This is a genomic window from Xanthomonas sp. 3058 (assembly GCF_014199765.1).
Taxonomy (GTDB): Bacteria; Pseudomonadota; Gammaproteobacteria; order Xanthomonadales; family Xanthomonadaceae; genus Xanthomonas; species Xanthomonas campestris_B.
Window position 1 is genome coordinate 89,012 of sequence record NZ_JACHOF010000012.1, and the last position, 18,540, is coordinate 107,551.

15 protein-coding genes and 3 pseudogenes are annotated in these 18,540 nt (G+C 66.5%); 9 read left to right on the forward strand and 9 right to left on the reverse strand.

Annotated features, from left to right (window positions below):
* Window positions 1-272 precede the first annotated feature (272 nt).
* The 4 genes and pseudogenes from GGR61_RS14845 to GGR61_RS14860 form a co-directional block, all read left to right on the forward strand.
* A pseudogene (locus tag GGR61_RS14845) lies at window positions 273-1,412 on the forward strand (glycerate kinase); the annotation flags it as partial.
* Between the two features lie 171 nt (window positions 1,413-1,583).
* Entirely contained in the window at window positions 1,584-3,332 is a 1,749-nt protein-coding gene (locus GGR61_RS14850) for a diguanylate cyclase (RefSeq protein ID WP_184622309.1), read from the forward strand.
* Between the two features lie 138 nt (window positions 3,333-3,470).
* Window positions 3,471-3,863, forward strand: coding sequence for a DUF2628 domain-containing protein (locus tag GGR61_RS14855; protein WP_184622312.1), 393 nt, complete (start codon window positions 3,471-3,473; stop codon window positions 3,861-3,863).
* A 270-nt stretch (window positions 3,864-4,133) separates the two neighbouring features.
* The gene (locus tag GGR61_RS14860; RefSeq protein ID WP_184622314.1) at window positions 4,134-6,611 is read left to right on the forward strand and encodes a GH92 family glycosyl hydrolase; all 2,478 of its coding nucleotides are present in this window, start codon (window positions 4,134-4,136) and stop codon (window positions 6,609-6,611) included.
* Window positions 6,612-6,887: 276 nt separating this feature from the next.
* On the opposite strand, the gene GGR61_RS14865 is transcribed toward GGR61_RS14860, so the two are convergent.
* The 3 genes from GGR61_RS14865 to GGR61_RS14875 all read right to left on the reverse strand — a co-directional run bounded on the left by GGR61_RS14865 (window position 6,888) and on the right by GGR61_RS14875 (window position 9,724).
* Window positions 6,888-7,430, reverse strand: a complete 543-nt coding sequence (locus tag GGR61_RS14865; protein ID WP_184408270.1) for an SMI1/KNR4 family protein — start codon at window positions 7,428-7,430, stop codon at window positions 6,888-6,890.
* A 150-nt stretch (window positions 7,431-7,580) separates the two neighbouring features.
* Entirely contained in the window at window positions 7,581-8,996 is a 1,416-nt protein-coding gene (locus tag GGR61_RS14870) for an amino acid permease (RefSeq protein ID WP_184408269.1), read from the reverse strand.
* 107 nt (window positions 8,997-9,103) lie between these two features.
* Window positions 9,104-9,724, reverse strand: coding sequence for a glutathione S-transferase (locus tag GGR61_RS14875; RefSeq protein WP_184622316.1), 621 nt, complete (start codon window positions 9,722-9,724; stop codon window positions 9,104-9,106).
* 210 nt (window positions 9,725-9,934) lie between these two features.
* Here GGR61_RS14875 and rmuC point away from each other — a divergent pair, with 210 nt between their 5' ends.
* The 4 genes and pseudogenes from rmuC to GGR61_RS14895 all read left to right on the forward strand — a co-directional run bounded on the left by rmuC (window position 9,935) and on the right by GGR61_RS14895 (window position 13,663).
* The gene (rmuC, locus tag GGR61_RS14880) at window positions 9,935-11,518 is read left to right on the forward strand and encodes a DNA recombination protein RmuC (RefSeq protein WP_184622318.1); all 1,584 of its coding nucleotides are present in this window, start codon (window positions 9,935-9,937) and stop codon (window positions 11,516-11,518) included.
* A 308-nt stretch (window positions 11,519-11,826) separates the two neighbouring features.
* A pseudogene (locus tag GGR61_RS14885) lies at window positions 11,827-12,222 on the forward strand (hypothetical protein).
* An 84-nt stretch (window positions 12,223-12,306) separates the two neighbouring features.
* Window positions 12,307-12,858, forward strand: a complete 552-nt coding sequence (locus tag GGR61_RS14890) for a glutathione peroxidase (RefSeq protein ID WP_184622319.1) — start codon at window positions 12,307-12,309, stop codon at window positions 12,856-12,858.
* A 232-nt stretch (window positions 12,859-13,090) separates the two neighbouring features.
* Window positions 13,091-13,663 (forward strand): SMI1/KNR4 family protein, encoded by a 573-nt coding sequence (locus tag GGR61_RS14895; protein ID WP_184622321.1) that lies wholly within the window; start codon window positions 13,091-13,093, stop codon window positions 13,661-13,663.
* A 188-nt stretch (window positions 13,664-13,851) separates the two neighbouring features.
* Here GGR61_RS14895 and GGR61_RS14900 read toward each other — a convergent pair whose 3' ends face one another.
* From GGR61_RS14900 to GGR61_RS14925, 6 genes are read right to left on the reverse strand one after another with little or no spacing between them, the layout of a single operon-like run.
* Window positions 13,852-14,904: a VacJ family lipoprotein gene (locus GGR61_RS14900; RefSeq protein ID WP_184622323.1), complete on the reverse strand. Its 1,053-nt coding sequence runs from the start codon at window positions 14,902-14,904 to the stop codon at window positions 13,852-13,854.
* A gap of 10 nt (window positions 14,905-14,914) precedes the next feature.
* The gene (locus GGR61_RS14905) at window positions 14,915-15,214 is read right to left on the reverse strand and encodes an STAS domain-containing protein (protein ID WP_184408262.1); all 300 of its coding nucleotides are present in this window, start codon (window positions 15,212-15,214) and stop codon (window positions 14,915-14,917) included.
* Entirely contained in the window at window positions 15,204-15,866 is a 663-nt protein-coding gene (locus GGR61_RS14910; protein WP_184408261.1) for an ABC transporter substrate-binding protein, read from the reverse strand. Before GGR61_RS14910 ends, GGR61_RS14905 begins: the two co-directional genes overlap by 11 nt.
* Complete coding sequence (mlaD, locus tag GGR61_RS14915) at window positions 15,863-16,396, reverse strand: outer membrane lipid asymmetry maintenance protein MlaD (protein WP_184408260.1); 534 nt, start codon at window positions 16,394-16,396, stop codon at window positions 15,863-15,865. Before mlaD ends, GGR61_RS14910 begins: the two co-directional genes overlap by 4 nt.
* A gap of 11 nt (window positions 16,397-16,407) precedes the next feature.
* Window positions 16,408-17,157: an MlaE family lipid ABC transporter permease subunit gene (locus GGR61_RS14920; RefSeq protein ID WP_184622326.1), complete on the reverse strand. Its 750-nt coding sequence runs from the start codon at window positions 17,155-17,157 to the stop codon at window positions 16,408-16,410.
* Window positions 17,157-17,951 (reverse strand): ATP-binding cassette domain-containing protein, encoded by a 795-nt coding sequence (locus GGR61_RS14925; protein ID WP_184408258.1) that lies wholly within the window; start codon window positions 17,949-17,951, stop codon window positions 17,157-17,159. Before GGR61_RS14925 ends, GGR61_RS14920 begins: the two co-directional genes overlap by 1 nt.
* Window positions 17,952-18,160: 209 nt before the next feature.
* Here GGR61_RS14925 and GGR61_RS14930 point away from each other — a divergent pair.
* Window positions 18,161-18,487 (forward strand): annotated as a pseudogene (locus GGR61_RS14930) (autotransporter outer membrane beta-barrel domain-containing protein); the annotation flags it as partial.
* Window positions 18,488-18,540: the final 53 nt, after the last annotated feature.

Here is an 18,540-nt window from a genome sequence, read left to right on the forward strand (position 1 = left end):
GCACGCTGCGTCTTTGCGTGCACCGTGCGGTGAGCCTCAACCGCCGGCCGCGTTCGATGGCCTCGTCACTGCCGCTGCTGTGGCCGGTGGCGCCGATCGACGCCACCGGCCAGATCTTCGGCCCGCCGCGGGTGCGCGGGATCGGTGACCCAGCCACGGCACATTGGCAACCTAGGTGCTGGTGGGGCCATGCTGCCGAGCGCAGCGCTGGTGCCGCCGATGCCCAGGCGCGCAACGACCCCAACGCTGCGTCCATTCAAGCGAGTGTCCCCATGAAGATCGTCATTGCTGCCGATGCCTACAAGGAAAGCCTGTCCGCGCTGGAGGTGGCCACGCAGATCGAGGCCGGCTTCCGCGAGGTGTTCCCCGATTGGCAGTACACCAAGGTGCCGGTCGCCGATGGCGGCGAAGGCACGGTCGCTGCATTGGTCGCCGCCAGCGGCGGGCGGGTGATCGACTGCACGGTCAGCGGCCCGCTCGGCAGCCCGGCACCGGCGTTCTTCGGCCTGACCGGCGATGGCCGCACCGCAGTGATCGAAATGGCCGCCGCCAGCGGCCTGGCGTTGCTGCCGCCGGCCGAGCGCGCGCCGCTGCGCACCAGCACCGCCGGGGTGGGTGAGTTGATCCTGGCGGCGCTGGATGCCGGCGCACGTCGCTTCATCATCGGCATTGGCGGCAGCGCCAGCAACGACGGCGGCGCCGGGTTGGCGCAGGCGCTGGGCGTGCAGTTGCTGGATGCCGCCGGCGCGCCGATCGGCCCCGGCGGTGGCGCACTGGCCGCACTGGCGCGCATCGACACCGCAGGGCTGGATGTGCGGCTGCAGGACTGCCACGTCGACGTGGCCTGCGATGTGGACAACCCGCTGGTTGGCCCGACCGGCGCCTCGGCGGTGTTCGGCCCGCAGAAGGGCGCCACCCCGGCCATGGTGGGCCAGCTCGACCGCAACCTGCGGCACTACGCCGACCTGCTGCAACGCGATCTGGGCATGCGCCTGCACGATCTGCCCGGCGGCGGCGCGGCCGGCGGTCTGGGTGCGGCCCTGGTGGCGTTTCTGGGCGCGCGCTTGCGGCCCGGCGTGGAGGTCGTGGCGCAGGCGCTGGGACTGGAGGCGCTGGTCGCCCAGGCCGATCTGGTCATCACCGGCGAAGGCCGCCTCGACAGCCAGAGCCTGCATGGCAAGACCCCGGTGGGCGTGGCGCGGCTGGCGCAGCGGCACGGCAAACCGGTGATCGCCATTGCCGGTAGCCTGGGCGACGGTGCCGCGCTGCTGCACGGCCACGGCATCGATGCGATGTTCGCGGTGGTGCATCGCGCCTGCACGTTGGAGCAGGCTCTGGCCGAGGCCGCCAGCAATGTGCGTATCGCCGCGCGCAACGTGGCGGCGGCGCTGCAGGTGGGCGGGGCGTTGGCGTCGTGTTCGGCAATTGCGCGTGCGTCGTCACGGCAAGGCGGGCACCATGCTGATGGAACCGCAGCACCAGGCGATGGCGCATCTGAGTCAGCGCGGACGCAACGCTGCATTTAGCACGTATACCCATTCCGCTAGACTGCGCGGATTGCCTGGGGATCAGTGAGCAGACCGTTGAATCCATGCGACACCGACGTATCGTCCACCGCCAGTGAAGCGCAGCGCCTGGCGCGTCTGGCGTTGCTGCAGGTGGTCGATACCGACGCCGAGCCGTTTTTCGATGCGTTGGCGGCCGCCGCGCAGGCGATCGCCGGCACCCCGATCGCGCTGGTTTCGCTGGTAGACGAGCAGCGCCAGTGGTGGAAAGCCAATATCGGCCTGCCCGGCGCGAGCGAAACGCCACGCGAGCTGGCGTTCTGCGCCCATGCCATCCAGGACGATGTGGTGATGGAGGTGCGCGATGCTCCGGCCGATCCGCGCTTCAGCGACAACGCCATGGTGACCGGCGCACCCGGTATCCGCTATTACGCCGGCGCGCCGATCGTGTTGTCCGATGGGCTGCGCATGGGCACGGTCTGCGTGATCGACCAGCGCCCGCGCGCGCTGGAGCCTTCGCAGTTGCAGGCGCTGCAGCAGTTGGCCAAGGTCGCCGCCGAAGGCCTGGAACAGCGCCGGCTGATGCTGGAGCGTCAAGCCGCCAACGAACAACTGCAGCAGCGCCTGCGCGAGAGCGAAGGGTTCCTGGAGCGCACCGGCCGGGTCGCCGGGGTTGGCGGCTGGGAAGTGGATGTGGCCAGTGGCGCGCTGACCTGGTCGGACCAGACCTGCCGCCTGCACGATCTGCCCGCCGGCTACCGGCCGAGGCTGGACGAGGCGATCGAGTTCTATCCGGTGGAGGCGCGCGCCGTGATCACTGCGGCGGTCGAAGCCTGCGTACGCGATGGCATCCCATGGGATCTGGAGCTGCCGCTGGTCAGCGCCACCGGCCGGCGGCTGTGGGTGCACAGCGCCGGTTCGCTGGAACAGGTGGACGGACGCAAGCGCTTGATCGGCGCGGTCCAGGACGTGACCGATCGCCACCGCGTGCTGGCCGCGCTGGCCGCCAGCGAGCGCAAGTTCCGCAACATGTTCCAGTACAGCCTGGGCCTGATCTGCACCCATGACATCGAAGGTCGCCTGATCAGCGTCAACCCGGCCGCCGCACGTTCGCTGGGACGCAGCGTGGGCGAGATGGAAGGCCGCGCGTTGCTGGACTTCGTGCGCCCCGAGCGGCACGGCGCCTTGCAGGCCTATCTGTCGCGCATCGCGCTCGACGGCCAGCATGTAGGGGTGATCGAGCTGATCGCCAGCGATGGCAGCCTGCGGAACTGGCAGTACCACAATGTGCTGGACGTCGAATCGGACGCCACCCTCGTGCTGGGGCATGCCCAGGACATCACCACCCAGCACCAGCAGGAAAAGCAGCTGCTGGAATGGTCGTTCACCGACCCGCTGACCAATTGCTACAACCGGCGCTTCCTCGACGAGCTGGACAAGCGCGACCCCGGCGTGGGCTGGGGCTGCATCGTGGTGGATCTGGACAAGTTCAAGCTGGTCAACGACACCCACGGCCACCTGCGCGGCGACGAGGTGCTGGTGCAGATGGCATGGTTCCTCAACCAACCGCTACGCCCGCAGGACTGCCTGGTCCGTCTGGGCGGCGACGAGTTCCTGGTGCTGCTGCACCAGCCTGAGGCGCCGCAACTGGAGGCGGCTGCGCGCGGCTACATGGCCGCCATCGACCAGGCGCCGATTCGCTTCACCCTGGGCACGGCCTTGCGTCACCCCGGCGAAGCCCTGGCGGCGGTGGTCGATCGCGCCGACCGCGCGCTGTATGCGCAGCGCCGCGCCCGCCGCGGAAGCGGCATCAGCCAGGGGCGCTAGCCCCGTCCACGCGGCTGCATGGCAGTACCCGGCGAAGCTGATCGGCGGCTGACGTCCCCCAACGAGCGCACCCGGACCAATACGCGGATGAATACGCGATCCTTTATCATGTAACCGTTTTCAACTACATGGATTGGAATGGACACCCTCGATCGTACCCAGCTCAGCCCCAAGTGGCAGTTCCGCTTCGATTTCTTCGACCGCCATGGCGGCCCCAAGGAGCCGAGCTACAAAGAAGCGCTCAAGACGCTGAGCTTCGGCGAAAAGGTCAAGATCGGCATGAATTTCTATGCCTTCTTCTTCGGCTGCATCTACTTCTTCATCATCGGTCTGTGGCGCAAGGCGTTGAGCCTGATCGGCATCAGTTTGGCGGTCGGCATCATCGCCTCGTTCCTGCCGGCGCCGTTCCAGAATGCGCTGTTCCTGCCCATGTCCTTGCTGACCGGCATGATCGCCAACTACGCCTATTACCTGGACAAGGTGAAGGGCAGCACCAGCTGGAACCCGTTCGAAGGCATGCGCTGGATCTGAGTCGCGCGCTACAGGTGTGACGGCCCGCCGCCACGCCAGCAACGCCAAGCCCGGTCACCGACCGGGCTTTTTTATGCCCGCAGGTGCTGCAACCGACCGCGCTGCTGCGGCGCAAGGTGGCGTGCGGGCGATGTGTTGCCTACGCTTGGCGCGACCCGTGACCGACGTCGCGCCATGTTTGGATCGATCCAAAGCACACTCGTCCACATCGTGTCGAAGCCGAATGGCCGTCGGCCGATGACCGCTTTCTCCGTTCCCCGAGGGGTACTCATGCTCGTTGCCGTGAACTGCGTTGCCGCTGCACCGCCCGCTTCATCGACCTCCTGGCGCCGCCGCGCCGCTGCCGGCCTGTGCCTGCTCGGCGCGGCACTGGCCGGTCCGCTGGCCGCGCAGGACCCGGCGCAGGTCAACACCTTCATCGGCAGCAAGGACGACGGCAATACCTTCCCTGGCGCGTCGGCGCCGTTCGGGCTGGTCCAGGTCAGCCCGATCGGCGCGCACTATGCCGGCTGGCGCTACGACGACCCCAGCATTCGCGGTTTTGGCCACTCGTTCCTGTCCGGCGCGGGTTGCTGGGAGCAGGGCGGACAGGTCTCGGTGCTGCCGGTCACCGGCCGCATCGGTCCTGGTGGCGATTTCGATACCGGCGATGCCAAGGCCTTCGACCAGACCCGTTACGCGGCGCGCTACACCCATGACGGCGAAGTGGGCCAGGCCGGCTACTACAAGGTGCGCCTGACCGACTACGGCGGCATCGACGCCGAAGCCACCGCGCTCACCCGCGCCGCCGCCGAGCGCTATACCTTCGCGCCCGGCGCCGACACCGGCCACCTGCTGGTCAACCTCGGCCAGGCCAACGATCGCCACGTGGTGATCGGCAGCCAGGTGCAGGTGGTCGGCGACCGCGTGGTCGAGGGCAAACTGACCACACAGAGTTTCTGCGGCGGCCACGAGTACACCACCTGGTTCCGGCTGGAATTCGACCGCCCGTTTACCGCGCATGGTGTCTGGGGCGAAGGCGGCGGCGTGCCCGACGCGCGCCATAGCATGGGCGGCGAACTCAAGCCCAACGGTGCCTGGCTCAGTTTCCCGCTAGGCAACAACAAGAGCGCGCGGGCCGTGACCGTGGTCAGCGCCATCTCGCACGTGGATGCCGAAGGCGCGCGCAACAACCTGCGCGCCGACGCTATGCACGGTGGCACGCTGCTGGGCCTGGAGCAGATGCGCCAGCGCGCGCAGCAAGCCTGGCGCAAGGAACTGGCCGGCATGCAGCTGGATGGCGCAAGCGCCGACGACCGCACCGTGGCCTACACCGCGCTGTACCACGCCTTGTTGCAGCCGCTCACCGGCAGCGATGCCGATGGCCGTTATCGCGGCTATGACGGTGCGATCCACCGCGCCGACGGCTGGACCTACTACGAATATTTCTCGCTCTGGGACACCTACCGCTCGCAGAACCAGTTGCTCGCCTTGCTGCAGCCGGCGCGCGCGCGCGACATCGGCCGCTCGCTGCTGGCGATCCATCAGCAAGGCGGCTGGTTGCCACGCTGGGGCTACGCCAACTTCGACACCAACATCATGACCGGCGACCCGGTCACGCCATTCCTGGTGGATCTATGGCGTTTCGGCGCGCTGCAGGGCAACGAGGCCGACGCCTATGCAGCGCTGCGTCAGAACGCCTTCGAACAACCGCCGATCAATTCGCGCCACGCCGGCCGCTCCGGCAACGCCAGTTACCTGGCCAACGGCTTCGTGCAATACGACCGCGCGTTTCCGTCCAAGGGCATGGACGTGGACCCGCACCACGGCGGCTCGGCCACGCTGGAATACGCGCTGGCCGACTGCGCGCTGGCGCAGATGGCGCAAGCGCTCGGCCACCCCGACGACAGCGCGCAGCTACGCAAACGCGGCGGTAACTGGCACAGCGTCTGGGATGCCAGCGTGCGCGATGCGGATACCGGCTTCAGTGGATTTCCACGGCCGCGCCTGGAAGACGGCAGCTGGTACGCGCCCTCGGACGACCGCTACAGCCCGCGCTCGCAGCACGGCTTCCATGAAGGCACCGCCTGGCAATACCAATGGCTGGTGCAGCAGGACATCCCCGGCATGCTGCAGGCCATGCACGGCAGCGAACAGGCAGGTAAACGGCTGGACGCCTTCTTTGCCTACGACGACCTGCTGAAGGATCCGCTCACTGCCGCGCGCACGCACTGGGTGGTGGGCCCGTACAGCTACTACAACCAGTACCGCTACAACCCCAACAACGAACCCGACCTGCACGCGCCGTGGATGTACACGCTGATCGGCCAACCGTGGAAGACCGCCACCGTGGTGCGCGCCGCGCAGCAACTGTTCACCAACGCGCCCAACGGCGTTACCGGTAATGACGACCTCGGCACGATGTCGGCCTGGTATCTGTTCAGCGCCTTGGGCATGTATCCGGCGGTGCCCGGCAGCGGCGAGTTCCTGTTGCACGCCCCGCGCTTCAAGCGGGTCACGCTGGACCTGGGTAACGGCAAACGCCTGCGCATCGATGCGCCCGGTGCCGACGGCCGCGCGCTGCAATACGTGCAGGGCGTGCGTTTCAACGGCACACCGCAGACGCGGGTGTTCCTGGACTGGGCCCAGCTGCAGCAGGGCGGCACGCTGTCGTTCGCACTCACCAAACAGGCGCCGACCCAGGGCTGGGGCACGCACCCCGACGCACTGCCGACGTCGTTCTGCGCGACACCTGCCGCCGCGCCGTGATCCGACACGGCGGTGCTGCAAGCACCAGGCAGCGGCGTGCAGCTTGAAGCCACTCTGCCCCGGGTGACAGTGCGGCAGAGCGATCGGGGGTGAGGGTACGGCTCTGGCGAGGCGTGAGCCTTGCGGGGGATGCGTGTTCTTTGCAGACGCCTGGCGACGCATCCCTTTTCGCCGGCACCCGCTCTGCACCGACCGTATCCAGGTGCACAACGCTCAAGACATCGACAGAACGGTCGGACTGGGACACATGTCTACGTGGCGCACAGACGCAGATCCTTAGAACGCCACCGTCCTTTCCAGACCCTGGTACCTGGGGATATACCAGTAGTCATGTCCTTCCTTGTCGCGATTTTCATACAGCGACGCGACGAATTCGCGGAAGGAGCCGGCTTGCTCCCAGACCTTATTGTTGTTTTCCGCTCCCCAGGCACTGAGCGAATGCAGCCATAAATAGACCTTGCCGTAAGAGCGCTCATCGACGCCCAACAGAATTTCTATGCCTCCCGGGTTGGAGCCGATCACCAGCATATTCGGTGGGTTGCGCCTGTCGAATGTGCCACCGTTCCAGATGTCCTCGACAAAACTCCAGGAATAAAGGCAGTTCACGAATGTTGCGGAATCCTGCATTGGGTCCGCACCGACGGGAATCTTCATGTCGAAGATCAAGGGATAGATCCGGCCGCCGTTATAGTTGACCATGAAACGGCGATAATCCTCCGGTACCTGCTTGCCCGTCTCACGCTCCCATCGGGAGATTGCGTTGGTCGGGTCGGCAACGCAGCTCCAGTCGCCGTCGTCGGGTACAACGATCGTATCCATTGTTCACTCCTTGCAAATGCAGGCGTACTGCTGCCGCCAGAATCGAGGCGCTGCACCCCATGCGGGGTCGATGCAGCAGCACCATCGGTCTCCAGGGCACCCCGCATAGCATGCAGGGTGCGAGCTCCCGAGGCAGCAGAAGGCAGGCTCTCAGTTCGCCTGATTCAACCGACTCATGTGCCGCCCGTACGCCACATACACCACCACACCCAGCGCATTCCACAGCAGGAACCACAGCTGCGTCCTACTCGGCAGGCTCCAGAACAGGTACAGACAGCCGCCGATCGCCACCGGCCCCACCACCCACGCCAGCGGCGTGCGGAACGAGCGCGCACGGCCCGGTTCGCGCACGCGCAGCACCAGCAGACACGCCGCCACTGCAGTAAACGCGGCCAGGGTCCCGGCATTGGCCAATGCGGCAATTTCGTCCAGCCGCGCCACGCCTGCCAACGCCGCCACCAGCACCGCCGTGAACAACGTCGTCGCCACCGGCGTGCCGGTGCGGGCGTTGACCTTGGACAGCCCACGCGGCAGCAGGCCATCGCGCGACATCACGAAGAAGATGCGGCTCTGCCCGTACAGGAACGCCAGCAACACCGTCGGCAGCGCGATGATCGCCACCGCGCCGATCACCAACGCTGCCTTGCCGTGGCCGAGTTCGCGCAGGATCAGCGCCAACGGCTCCGGGCTCTTGCCGAACACGGTGAAGCTCATCGCGCCCACCGCCGACAACGCCACCAGCACATAGATCAGCGTGCAGCCGATCATCGAACCGACGATGCCGATCGACAGATCGCGGCCCGGGTTCTTGGTCTCTTCGGCCGCAGTGGAGATTGCATCGAAGCCATAGAACGCGAAGAAGATGATCGCCGCCGCCGCCATCACCCCGCGCTCCACGCCATCCGGGCCTTCCGCCTTGGAGAAGCCATACGGCATGAACGGCTGCAGGTTGGCGCTGTCGAACGCCGGCAACGCGATCGCCACGAACACCCCCAGCGCGATGATCTTCAGCACCACCAGCACCGCATTGAGCGTGGCGCTTTCCTTGGTGCCGGCCATCAGCATGCCGGCCACCAGGAAGGTGATCACCACCGCTGGCAGGTTGACGATGCCGCCGGCGTGCGGCCCGGCGATCAAGGCATGCGGCAGATTGACCCCCAACCACTGCAGGAAGCCGACGAAGTAGCCCGACCAGCCCACCGCCACGGTGCTGACCACCAGCGAATATTCCAGCACCAGGCTCCAGCCCACCACCCAGGCGATGCTCTCGCCGAGCGCGGTGTAGCTGTAGGTGTAGGCGCTGCCGGCGGCCGGCATCATCGTGGCCATCTCGGCATACGCCAGCGCCGCGCAGGCGCATACGATGCCGGCGGCGACGAACGACACCAGCACCGCCGGGCCGGCCTTGTCCGCGCCCACGCCGATCAGCGTGTAGATGCCGGTACCGACGATCGCGCCGATGCCGAGCGCGATCAGATGCGGCCAACTCAGGCTACGGACCAGCTGCCGGCCGGCCTCGTGCACGGTGACCTGATCGATGGATTTGCGCCTGAGCCAAGACGACATGCGGACCTCGCGGGAATCAAAGAATTTCCCGAGTGTGGCCCAACGCGCCGCAGCAATGCTATCGGTCCAAGGTCATGCGTCGGCGCCGGCGCGGCAGCAGGTAGCGTCTACGGCGCGTTGCAGCCATGACGTTGAAACCCGGTACGTGTCTTCAGGCGTGCGTAATACGCCGCCACCGCCGGCAACACCGGGCGCTCGATCGGGCTGGCAAACCAGCGCTGCGTCGATAGCCCCAACACGAGATCGGCCAAGCTGAAATCCGCCCCGAGCACAAACGGGCCGCCGCGTTGCAGCTGCGCGTCCAGGATGGCCATGTGCCGATTCCACGCGTGCACGCTTGCCGCGATCGCCTGCGCATCGGTATGTGCCGGACTGCCGCGCACCGTGGCCATGAACGCGTAACGCCAGGCGGTGTTGAGTTCGGTGGCCTGCCAGTCCATCCATTGCTCGACCAGCGCACGTGCAGCGGGAGCCGTGGGCAACAGGTCGGCGCGACCTGCACGCGCGGCCAGATACCGACAGATCGTGTTCGACTCCCACAGCACCACATCGCCGTCGCGAATCACCGGCACCAGTGCATTGGGATTGAGCGCGCGAAACGCCGGCGTCTCCACCGGTGCGAACCCGCTGCCATACGCGTGCAGCATGTAGTCCAGCGCCAGTTCCTCGCACAGCCACAGCACCTTGCGCACGTTGATCGAGGTCGGCTTTCCGTAGAGCTCAAGCATGATCGGCGGCAGAGCGGGAGAGCAACAACCTTAACGCATCGCCAGGCCGCCCCGAACCTGGCACCCGCCATCGCGCACGCCCACGCCCACGCCCGGCGCAGCGCGAACGCGCACCACTCGACCCAGACCCGCGCCATGGTTCCGCACCGACGCATCCAGCCGGCACGCCACTGACGCAGCTGGTGCGACCGACACCGCTACACTGCGCGCATGTCATCCGAATCCCTGATCCTTCTCGGACTGCTCGTCGTAGTCCTCGTGTTGCAGCTGATCGCATTGCTGCGACGCCCTTCCACCAGCGGCCTGGAGCTGGCGCTGCGCGCCGAGCAGCGCGACGGCCGCGGCGAATTGCGCGAGCAGCTCGAAGGCCTGGCGCGGCAGCAGGACGGCCGCCTGGAAACCTTCGCGCGCAATCTCACCGAACTGTCCACGCGTACCGATCAGCGCCTGGACCTGTTGCGCGACGCACTCGGCGAAGACGCACGCAAGGCGCGCGAAGAAAGCGGCCTTGCGCAACAGCGCACCGGTGAACTGCTCACCCTGCGGCTCACCGAACTGCGCACCCAGCTGGACGGCTTCGGCCAGCAGCAGGAAACCCGCATCCAGGTGTTCGGCCAGCAGCTGACCGAGCTGATCGCACGCACCGACACCCATATGGCCGCCCTGCGCGACGCGCTGGCCGAAGATTCCCGCAAGGGACGGCAAGAAGCCGGCGAGTCGCAGCAGCGCTTCACCGAGGCCCTCGGCCAACGTCTGACCGAACTCACCCAGCGCAACGAACTGCGCATCGGCGAAATGCGCGCCACCCTGGAACAACAGCTGGCCAACCTGCAGAACGACAACGCCAGCAAGCTCGAACTGATGCGCGCCACCGTCGACGAAAAACTGCAGACCACGCTCAATACGCGGCTGGATGCCTCCTTCAAACTCGTCTCCGAACGCCTGGAACAGGTGCAGCGCGGCTTGGGCGAAATGCAGCAGCTGGCCACCGGCGTGGGCGATCTCAAGCGCGTGCTGAGCAACGTCAAGGACCGCGGCGGCTGGGGCGAAGTGCAGCTGGAAAACATCCTCGAGCAGACGCTGACGATGGAGCAGTACGCGCGCAGCGTGCGAGTCAAGCCCGACAGCGCCGAAGCGGTGGACTTCGCGATCCGCCTGCCGGGTCGGGGCGACGACACGGTGGTGTGGCTGCCGGTCGATGCCAAGTTCCCGCGCGAGGACTACGAACGCCTGATCGATGCGCAGGAAAAGGGCGACCTGGACGCGATCAAGACGTCGACCGCGCAGCTGGAACGCGCCATCCGCATCCAGGCCAAGTCGATCAGCGACAAGTACGTCTGCCCGCCGCAGACGACCGACTTCGCGGTGATGTTCCTGCCGACCGAGGGCCTGTACGCCGAAGTGATCCGTCGTGCCGGCCTGGTCGATCTGCTGCAGCGCGAACATCGCGTGGTCCTGGCCGGCCCGACCACGTTTACCGCCCTGCTCAACAGCCTGCAGATGGGCTTCCGCACGCTGGCGATCGAGAAGCGCTCCAGCGAGGTCTGGCAGGTGCTGGGCGCGGTGAAGAGCGAGTTCGGCAAATTCGCCGGTATTCTCGAAAAGGCCGAGCGGCAGATCACCACGGTCGGCAAGAGCCTGGGCGAAGCCAGCCGCAAGACCCGCACCATCGAACGCCGCCTGCGCGGTGTGGAAACCCTGTCCAGCGAACACTCCCAGGCGCTGCTGGACGATGCCGGCAACGACGACACCGGCAGCGGCAACGACGACGACAGCAGCGACGAGCAGGAATAAGCAGGAATAAGGATCGCGCCAAGCGCGAGCGCATGCGCGTGGGTTGGCAGGGCCTGCTCGCAACACAGCACATGCCGCTGTGACACAAAAGCTGTCACCAAGGCCGTAACCTGTGGTGTGGCAGGCGTGGGTGTAGAACGCTGGCAGGGAGCGACTGACGACGTCGGCAGCGCGCCGGGCTTCCTGCACGTGATTGCGCCGCCAGCAGCGGCGCCGCGCCTACGCCTTACCCAGCACCGACGCCAAGCACACCACGCAGACATCGCCAACGCGATGCTTGCACGCACCGTGTCCAACAAGAGAGTGCCATGTCGAGTCGATGGATCTGCGCAGTGGTCTGCGCGCTGCTGCTGACCGCATGCAGCAACACACCAACGTCCCCCTCCGGAACGTCCCCCTCCGGTTCTGCAGCACCTGCAGCGCAACCACCGCGTGGGGCCTCCGCCGATGCTGCCGAATGCACGGCAAAAGGCGGGCAACTGCGTCCGGTCGGCCGCATGCAGACGGTACGCTGCGTGGTCCCGTAAGCCGATGCCGGCAAGGCCTGCACCGACAACTCCGACTGCAGCGGCGATTGCCTGGCGACCAGCATCGTGCCGACCGGTACCGCCACCTCGGGGACCTGCCAGCGCGACAGCGACCGTTTCGGCTGCCGCCAGGAAGTGGTCGGTGGCCTGGGCCAGGCGGCGTTGTGCATCGACTGATGGGCTAGGCGGGGAACGCCGCTGCATCGCTGCCCGCGCGCCCAGCGGTTTATGCTCTGGCTCTTCCGCTAACAGGACGCGCCGATGAGCCAGAGCATCCACGACATTCCCCTGACCACCATCGACGGCGCGCCCACCACGCTGGCCGACTATCGCGGCAAGGTGCTGCTGGTGGTCAACGTCGCCTCCAAGTGCGGACTGACCCCGCAGTACGAAGGTCTGCAAGCGCTGTACCGCGACAGGCAGGCGCAGGGGCTGGAAGTGCTGGGCTTTCCGGCCAACGACTTCAACGGCCAGGAACCCGGCAGCGAGTCCGAGATCGCGCAGTTCTGCCAGCTCACCTACGACGTCACCTTCCCGATGTTCTCCAAGATCGCCGTCACCGGTGCGGACATCCATCCGCTGTATCAAGCCCTGACCAGCGCACGCCCGAGCGCCACCGGCGATGGCCCGATGCGCGAGAAACTCGCCGGCTACGGCATTGCCGCAAACCCCGCGCCGGGCGTGCTGTGGAATTTCGAGAAGTTCCTGATCGACCGCGATGGCCAGGTCATCGCCCGCTTCGCTCCCGACGTCCCCGCCGACGATGCACGCCTGCGTGAGGCGGTGGAGACGGCGTTGAGCACGCGCAGGTGATGCGCCGGCTGACAAACGCCTAGCGGCCCATCGTCCTTTCGACCGTTGTTTACCTGTTGCCTGTGTTGCACCGAAGGGGCAAGCACATCGTAGGATTGGAACTCCCGCGACCCATCAAGGGCGATGAGCGCATCAGGTTCCTGCTTTCAAGCAACGCGGTCTGCTGGCGAAATGCGTGCTTCAACCCGACTACCGAATAGCCTGCGGCAATGGAAAGTGGAAGGATCCCTCGATGGACGACGACCTCACCCAGCTTTTCGATCGTTCCAACATCACGCGCACCGCATCTGCCGAAGAGATTTCAGCCGTCGAGGCGCAGATCGGCCCGCTGCCGCCCTGCTACAAGATCTTCGCGCGGACATTTGGCTACGGCACGACCAACGGCCTGTTCGTCATCGAGATGCCGTTCAGCATGTTCGGCAGTGACGGTCTCCTCGTCCGAGGCGTCGAAATCCACGATGAGGTGCATTCGCTCGTCGAGGCCTACCGGGAAGACGGCATCAAAATCGGCGATCTCGATTGCCTTGAACCCGATGACGACGAAAGCCGTCCCGTCGCCCGCTTTTTCGACGACCTTCGCTTCTACGGCAGCAGCGTCAATGGTGAGTATCTGTGCTGGCGGCGCGACCAGGACGAAGGGTTCACGTTCCATCTCATCGACCGTGCCTGCTTCTCGATCCGTTTTGCCGGAACCAGTCTCATCGAATTCATCCGCAAAACGCAGACCAACGACATAAAAACGTTGCTGGGTTCCGGTTACGAGGCACTGCCGCGCACTTTCGAAGGGGCGGTGGCCGAGCGCTGACTACAACGTCATCCAGGTCTTCTGCGCACCGGTGGTCTCAGCGGTTCAAGGACTGAAAACACGGAGCGATGAAGGTCGCGTGGTGGCACCCACTCACGGAAGTCATCATCTGCACGATGCCCACAAAGCAAAAAGCCCGGGATCGCTCCCGGGCTTTCGTATTCACTGCAAACCGCACTCTCGACCGATCAACGAATCCACTGCGGGATCGGCATCGCATCCACCGGCACGGTGCTGTCCTTGTCCTCGCGCAGATAGTCGGGCAGCTCGTTGTTCTTTTCGCGATGGCTGCGCAGATCGCGCACGATCTGGTAGTTGCGGCGTTGCATCCACGCATCACGGGTCAGCGCATATTCGTCCGGTGCCTGGTCGCGTAGCGAATCCAGCGACATCAGTTGCGAACGTGTGTCCACCAGCTGCAGGCCCTGCAGGGCGAAGCGCACACCGCTGTCGTCGACCTGGCGCAGCGGCGAGAGCGGAATGTCGCCGCCCAGGCCGAAGGTGTCGCGCACGGTGCGCGGGCCGAACAAGGGCAACTCGAAGTAGCGCGAGTTGCGCCAGCCCCACACCCCCAGGGTCTGGCCGAAGTCTTCGCTACGGCGCGGAATGCCGGCCGCACTGGCAGGGTCGAACAGACCCGCCACGCCCAGCGTGGAGTTCATCACAAAGCGTCCCAACGACTGCACCGCGAACACCGGGTGGCCCTGCAGTAGCTGATTGACCATGGTCAACGGCGTGCCGAGGTTGTCGAAGAAGTTGGTCACGCCCAGGCGCGCCGGTTGCGGCACCACCTTGGTGTAGGCGGTGGCCAACGGACGGGCCACGCCACGGTCCACCGCCATGTTGAAGCGGTGCATGCCACGGTTGTAGCGCTCCCAGGGGTCGTAGGAGGGGGCTTCGCCCAGCTGCACCGGCGTTCCGTCGGCACCGGCTTGCGGGGTGCTGGTGCCGTACAACGCGGCGAAGTCGTCTTCGGCGGACGTGGGCGTGCCCGGTGCATCCGGACCGGCAGCGGCACCGGCTTGAGCGGTGGGCGCGGCGGCTACGGCGGCCGGCACCGTATCGGGCGCTGCGACACCGGCGGCGGCCGGTTGCGCGGTCACTCCGGCGTCGTCGCGCACCGGCGCTGGGGCAGGGGCGGCGGCGGCACTGGCCGGCGGCGGAGCGGATTTCGGCGCCTGGCTGGCGCAGGCGCCAAGCAGCAAGCAGGCCAACAGGGAGAGGGGACGAAGCAGGGTCATGGGGTGGCGCTCAGGCCTGAAAATCGAAGGTAGGGGACAAACGGTAGGCGGCGCGTAATTCGTCCAGACCGGACGCCTCACCCACCACCGTGACGGGACCGGCACCGGTGCTGCGCACCCGCGCAGCCAGTTCGGCCAGCATCGCCACGCCGGCACTGTCCAGGCGTTGTACACCTGTCAGGTCCAGCGTGCGAATGCCGTCCAGCTGCGCGACGGCCTGCGGCCAGGCCGCCGTCACCGCGTCACGGTCGAGCACGCCGGTCAGGACCAGCGCCTGGCCATTGCGTTGCACGGTGCTGTTACTTGCCATTGGCCGGTGCCGCACCGACCTGCAGGTTGCCGCTGCGCAGCTCGGCGGCGACCTTGGCGATGCCTTTCTCGCGCAGTGGGCCGTCGAACTGGGTCTTGAAAGTCTGCACGTAGGAAATGCCTTCGATCATCACGTCGAAGATCTTCCACTGGCCGCCGGTATTGCGCATCAGGTAATCGACCGGGGTCGGGTCGTTGCCGGCGCGCAGCAGGTCGGTGGAGACCTTGACGCCGCGGTTGCCCGGCAGCGGGCTCTCGGACTTGGCGCGGAAGGTCGGCTTGCCTTCGAAGTTGAGCAGCGCGGTGCCGTAGCGCTGCATCAGGTTCTCGGCCAGCGCGTCGGCAAACAGCTTGACGTCTGCATCGGACGCGCCACGGCCATGCACGCCCAGCACCAGACGGGCGGAATAGTCGCGGTCGAAGGCCTTGTTCAATTCGCCATTGATGTACTGGCGCAGGGCGGCCGGGTTGGCACGGAACTCGGCGCGGCGCTGGTCCAGCGTGCCGAGGATGCGGGTGCTGCTGTCGATGACGGTCTTGGTCGCGGCGCCCTGCGCGGGCGCGCTGGCGGGAGCCGGCTGCGCCAGCACGGTGGCCGGTGCGCTCACCAGCAGGGCCGAGGCCAGGAGGGCGGAAAGCAGGGTGGTTTTCATTGGTGCGGTTCCGTAGAAGGAGAAGCGGTCTGGGCAGGCGCGGCGGCCTGGCCGTCGGCGGCCGGCTTGTCGCCGCCGCCACTGAACATGTACTTGCCAACCAGCTGCAGTAAATCCACTGCCGGCTGGGTGAAGCCGATTTCTTCGCCCGGCTTGAGCGTTTCCGGGTCGCCGCCCGGTTGCAGCCCGATGTAGCTTTCGCCGAGCAGGCCGCTGGTGAAGATGCCGGCCGAGGTGTCGGCGGGCAGATCCTTGTATTTGGTATCCAGCGACAGCGTCACCACCGAGTCGAACTTGGTCGGGTCCAGGCTGATGTCCGACACCTTGCCGATGGTCACGCCGCCGATCTTCACCGGCGCCTGCGGACGCAGCTGGCCGATCTGGCTGAAACGCGCGATCAGCGTGTACTGGCTGGAACCGAAGCCCCAGCGCTGGTTGGTCGAGGCCACTGCCAGCACCAGCAGCGAGGCCAGGGTCAGCAGCAAAAAGGCGCCGACGGCGAATTCGAGTCGTGGTCCACGCATGGCCATAGTTATTCCACTCACCTAAACAACATTGCAGAAAGGACGAAGTTGAACATCAGCACCAGCAGCGAGGCGTTCACCACCGCGCGGGTGGTGGCGATCGAGGTGCCTTCGATGGTCGGCTCGGCGTGGAAGCCGACGTAGGCCGCCACCAGCGCCGCAGTACCGCCGAAGATCGCCGACTTGAGCATCGCCACGCCAAAGTCGTCCCAGAAATCCACGCTGCCGCTCAGGCCCGACCAGAAGGTGCCGTTGTCGATGCCCAGCACGTGGACGGCTTCGAAGTAGCCGCCGGTGATGGCCAGCGAGCAGAACACCCCGGTCAGCAGCGGCACCGTCAGCACCGCCGCCCAGAACCGCGGTGCCACCGCCTTGGCCACCGGGTCGATGGCCATCAGCTCCAGCGCCTTGATCTGGTCGGTGGCGCGCATCAGGCCCAGCTCGGCAGCGATCGAACTGCCGGCGCGGCCAATGAACAACAGCGCGGTCAGCACCGGCGCCAGCTCGCGGTACAGCGACAGGCCCAGCAGCGTGGACAAGGCGTCCGATGCGCCGTAGGTAGTCAGCGTGCGGTAGCCCTGCAGGGTCAGCACCAGGCCGACGAAGGCGCCGCCGACGGCGATGATCGGCAGCGAACGCGCGCCGACCTTGTAGATCTCGCGCACCAGCTCGGCGATGAAATCGCGCGTGGGCACCGAGCCGCGCAGCACGGTCAGCGAGAACAGCCCGGCGCGGCCGAAGGCGCGGATCGATTCGACGAAGGCCATCAGGCAGCACTCCGGTCGCGCCGCGGCGCGGCATCGAAGGCGATCGGGCCATCCGGCTGACCGTGCAGGAATTGCTGCACCAGCGGATCGGTGCTGTCTTGCAGTTGCGCCGGCGTGCCGGCGAACACGATCCCGCCATTGGCGATCACCACGGCCTGGTCGCAGATCGGCAGCGTCTCGTGCACATGGTGGCTGACGATGATGCTGGTCAGGCCCAGGCTGTGGTTGAGGCGCTGGATCAGCGCCATGATCACGCCCGAGGCGATCGGGTCCAGCCCGGTCAGTGGCTCGTCGTAGATCATCAGCGGCGGGTCCAGCGCCAGCGCGCGCGCCAGCGCCACACGCCGTGCCATGCCGCCGGACAACTCGCGCGGCCAGGCATCGGCAGCGGCCAGCAGCCCCACCGCGTGCAGCTTCATCTGCACCAGGCGTTGCAGCACCGGCGCCGGCAGGCGGGTATGGGTGCGCAGCGGCAACGCGACGTTGTCGGCCACGCTCAGGTCGGTCAGCAAGCCATTGCCCTGCAGCAGCACGCCGACACTGCGACGCATCTCCAGCAGCGCGCGACTGCCACGTGGAATCGCGTTGCCGAACAAGGTGACCGTGCCGGCGACCGGGCGCAGTTCGCCGGTCAATGCGGCCAGCAGGGTGGACTTGCCGCTACCCGAAGGACCGAGCACGGCCGTGATGCTGCCGCGCGGCACGTCGAGCGAAACGTCGCGCAGGATGCTGCGACCGCCGCGATCGATGCGGACACCGGACAACTGCACGACAGGAGATGCGGACGCCGTCATCGAAGCCTTTAACAGAATTCCAACGCAATAGAGTAGCTGTCACACGGCTGAACATAACCGAACCGCCGCGTGCAGTATTGTCGCATGACCGCTGTACCGAAGCAGACGATCAGGGTGCCGCAGATGCAACGGGCCGTCTCATGCGTGACGCAGCGCGATATTCGACTGCAGGCTGTGTCGAAGCGGGGTCGGGACGACATGGCTGTGGGTCACCCACCACCGGCAACCTGGGTCTGTCTCTGGAATGGCGCCGCGCGGTCAGCTGGAGACGGCTGACCCCGCTTGTTGCGGGTGGAATACCAGCGCGATTTTTCCAGGGCCGTGGCGATGCGACCCTGAGCTATGCCGACCTCACTGGCGGCCCGTTCCATCGTGTACGGCAGAGTGCGTTCGATCGCAACCGGTTGATGGTGGGCATCGGCGCGGCGTTGCTGAGCGAGCAGGGCCTGTCGACACGACGGGAATACCGCAGGATTCCCGATGGCGACAACAACGACGATCAGACCGGGGTGATCACTCTGGAAAAGAAGTACTGATCGCGCTCTGACCTTGCCATGCTTCTCCCGGCAGATGGCGAATAGCGTTGCCT

Excerpts from the sequence above, each read along its gene's own strand:
- GGR61_RS14855 (WP_184622312.1), top strand. The coding sequence starts at position 3,471 with ATGGACACCCTCGATCGTACCCAGCTCAGCCCCAAGTGGCAGTTCCGC.
- GGR61_RS14860 (WP_184622314.1), top strand. The coding sequence starts at position 4,134 with ATGCTCGTTGCCGTGAACTGCGTTGCCGCTGCACCGCCCGCTTCATCG.
- GGR61_RS14865 (WP_184408270.1), bottom strand. The coding sequence starts at position 7,430 with ATGGATACGATCGTTGTACCCGACGACGGCGACTGGAGCTGCGTTGCC.
- GGR61_RS14870 (WP_184408269.1), bottom strand. The coding sequence starts at position 8,996 with ATGTCGTCTTGGCTCAGGCGCAAATCCATCGATCAGGTCACCGTGCAC.
- GGR61_RS14875 (WP_184622316.1), bottom strand. The coding sequence starts at position 9,724 with ATGCTTGAGCTCTACGGAAAGCCGACCTCGATCAACGTGCGCAAGGTG.
- rmuC (WP_184622318.1), top strand. The coding sequence starts at position 9,935 with ATGTCATCCGAATCCCTGATCCTTCTCGGACTGCTCGTCGTAGTCCTC.
- GGR61_RS14890 (WP_184622319.1), top strand. The coding sequence starts at position 12,307 with ATGAGCCAGAGCATCCACGACATTCCCCTGACCACCATCGACGGCGCG.
- GGR61_RS14895 (WP_184622321.1), top strand. The coding sequence starts at position 13,091 with ATGGACGACGACCTCACCCAGCTTTTCGATCGTTCCAACATCACGCGC.
- GGR61_RS14900 (WP_184622323.1), bottom strand. The coding sequence starts at position 14,904 with ATGACCCTGCTTCGTCCCCTCTCCCTGTTGGCCTGCTTGCTGCTTGGC.
- GGR61_RS14905 (WP_184408262.1), bottom strand. The coding sequence starts at position 15,214 with ATGGCAAGTAACAGCACCGTGCAACGCAATGGCCAGGCGCTGGTCCTG.
- GGR61_RS14910 (WP_184408261.1), bottom strand. The coding sequence starts at position 15,866 with ATGAAAACCACCCTGCTTTCCGCCCTCCTGGCCTCGGCCCTGCTGGTG.
- mlaD (WP_184408260.1), bottom strand. The coding sequence starts at position 16,396 with ATGGCCATGCGTGGACCACGACTCGAATTCGCCGTCGGCGCCTTTTTG.
- GGR61_RS14920 (WP_184622326.1), bottom strand. The coding sequence starts at position 17,157 with ATGGCCTTCGTCGAATCGATCCGCGCCTTCGGCCGCGCCGGGCTGTTC.
- GGR61_RS14925 (WP_184408258.1), bottom strand. The coding sequence starts at position 17,951 with ATGACGGCGTCCGCATCTCCTGTCGTGCAGTTGTCCGGTGTCCGCATC.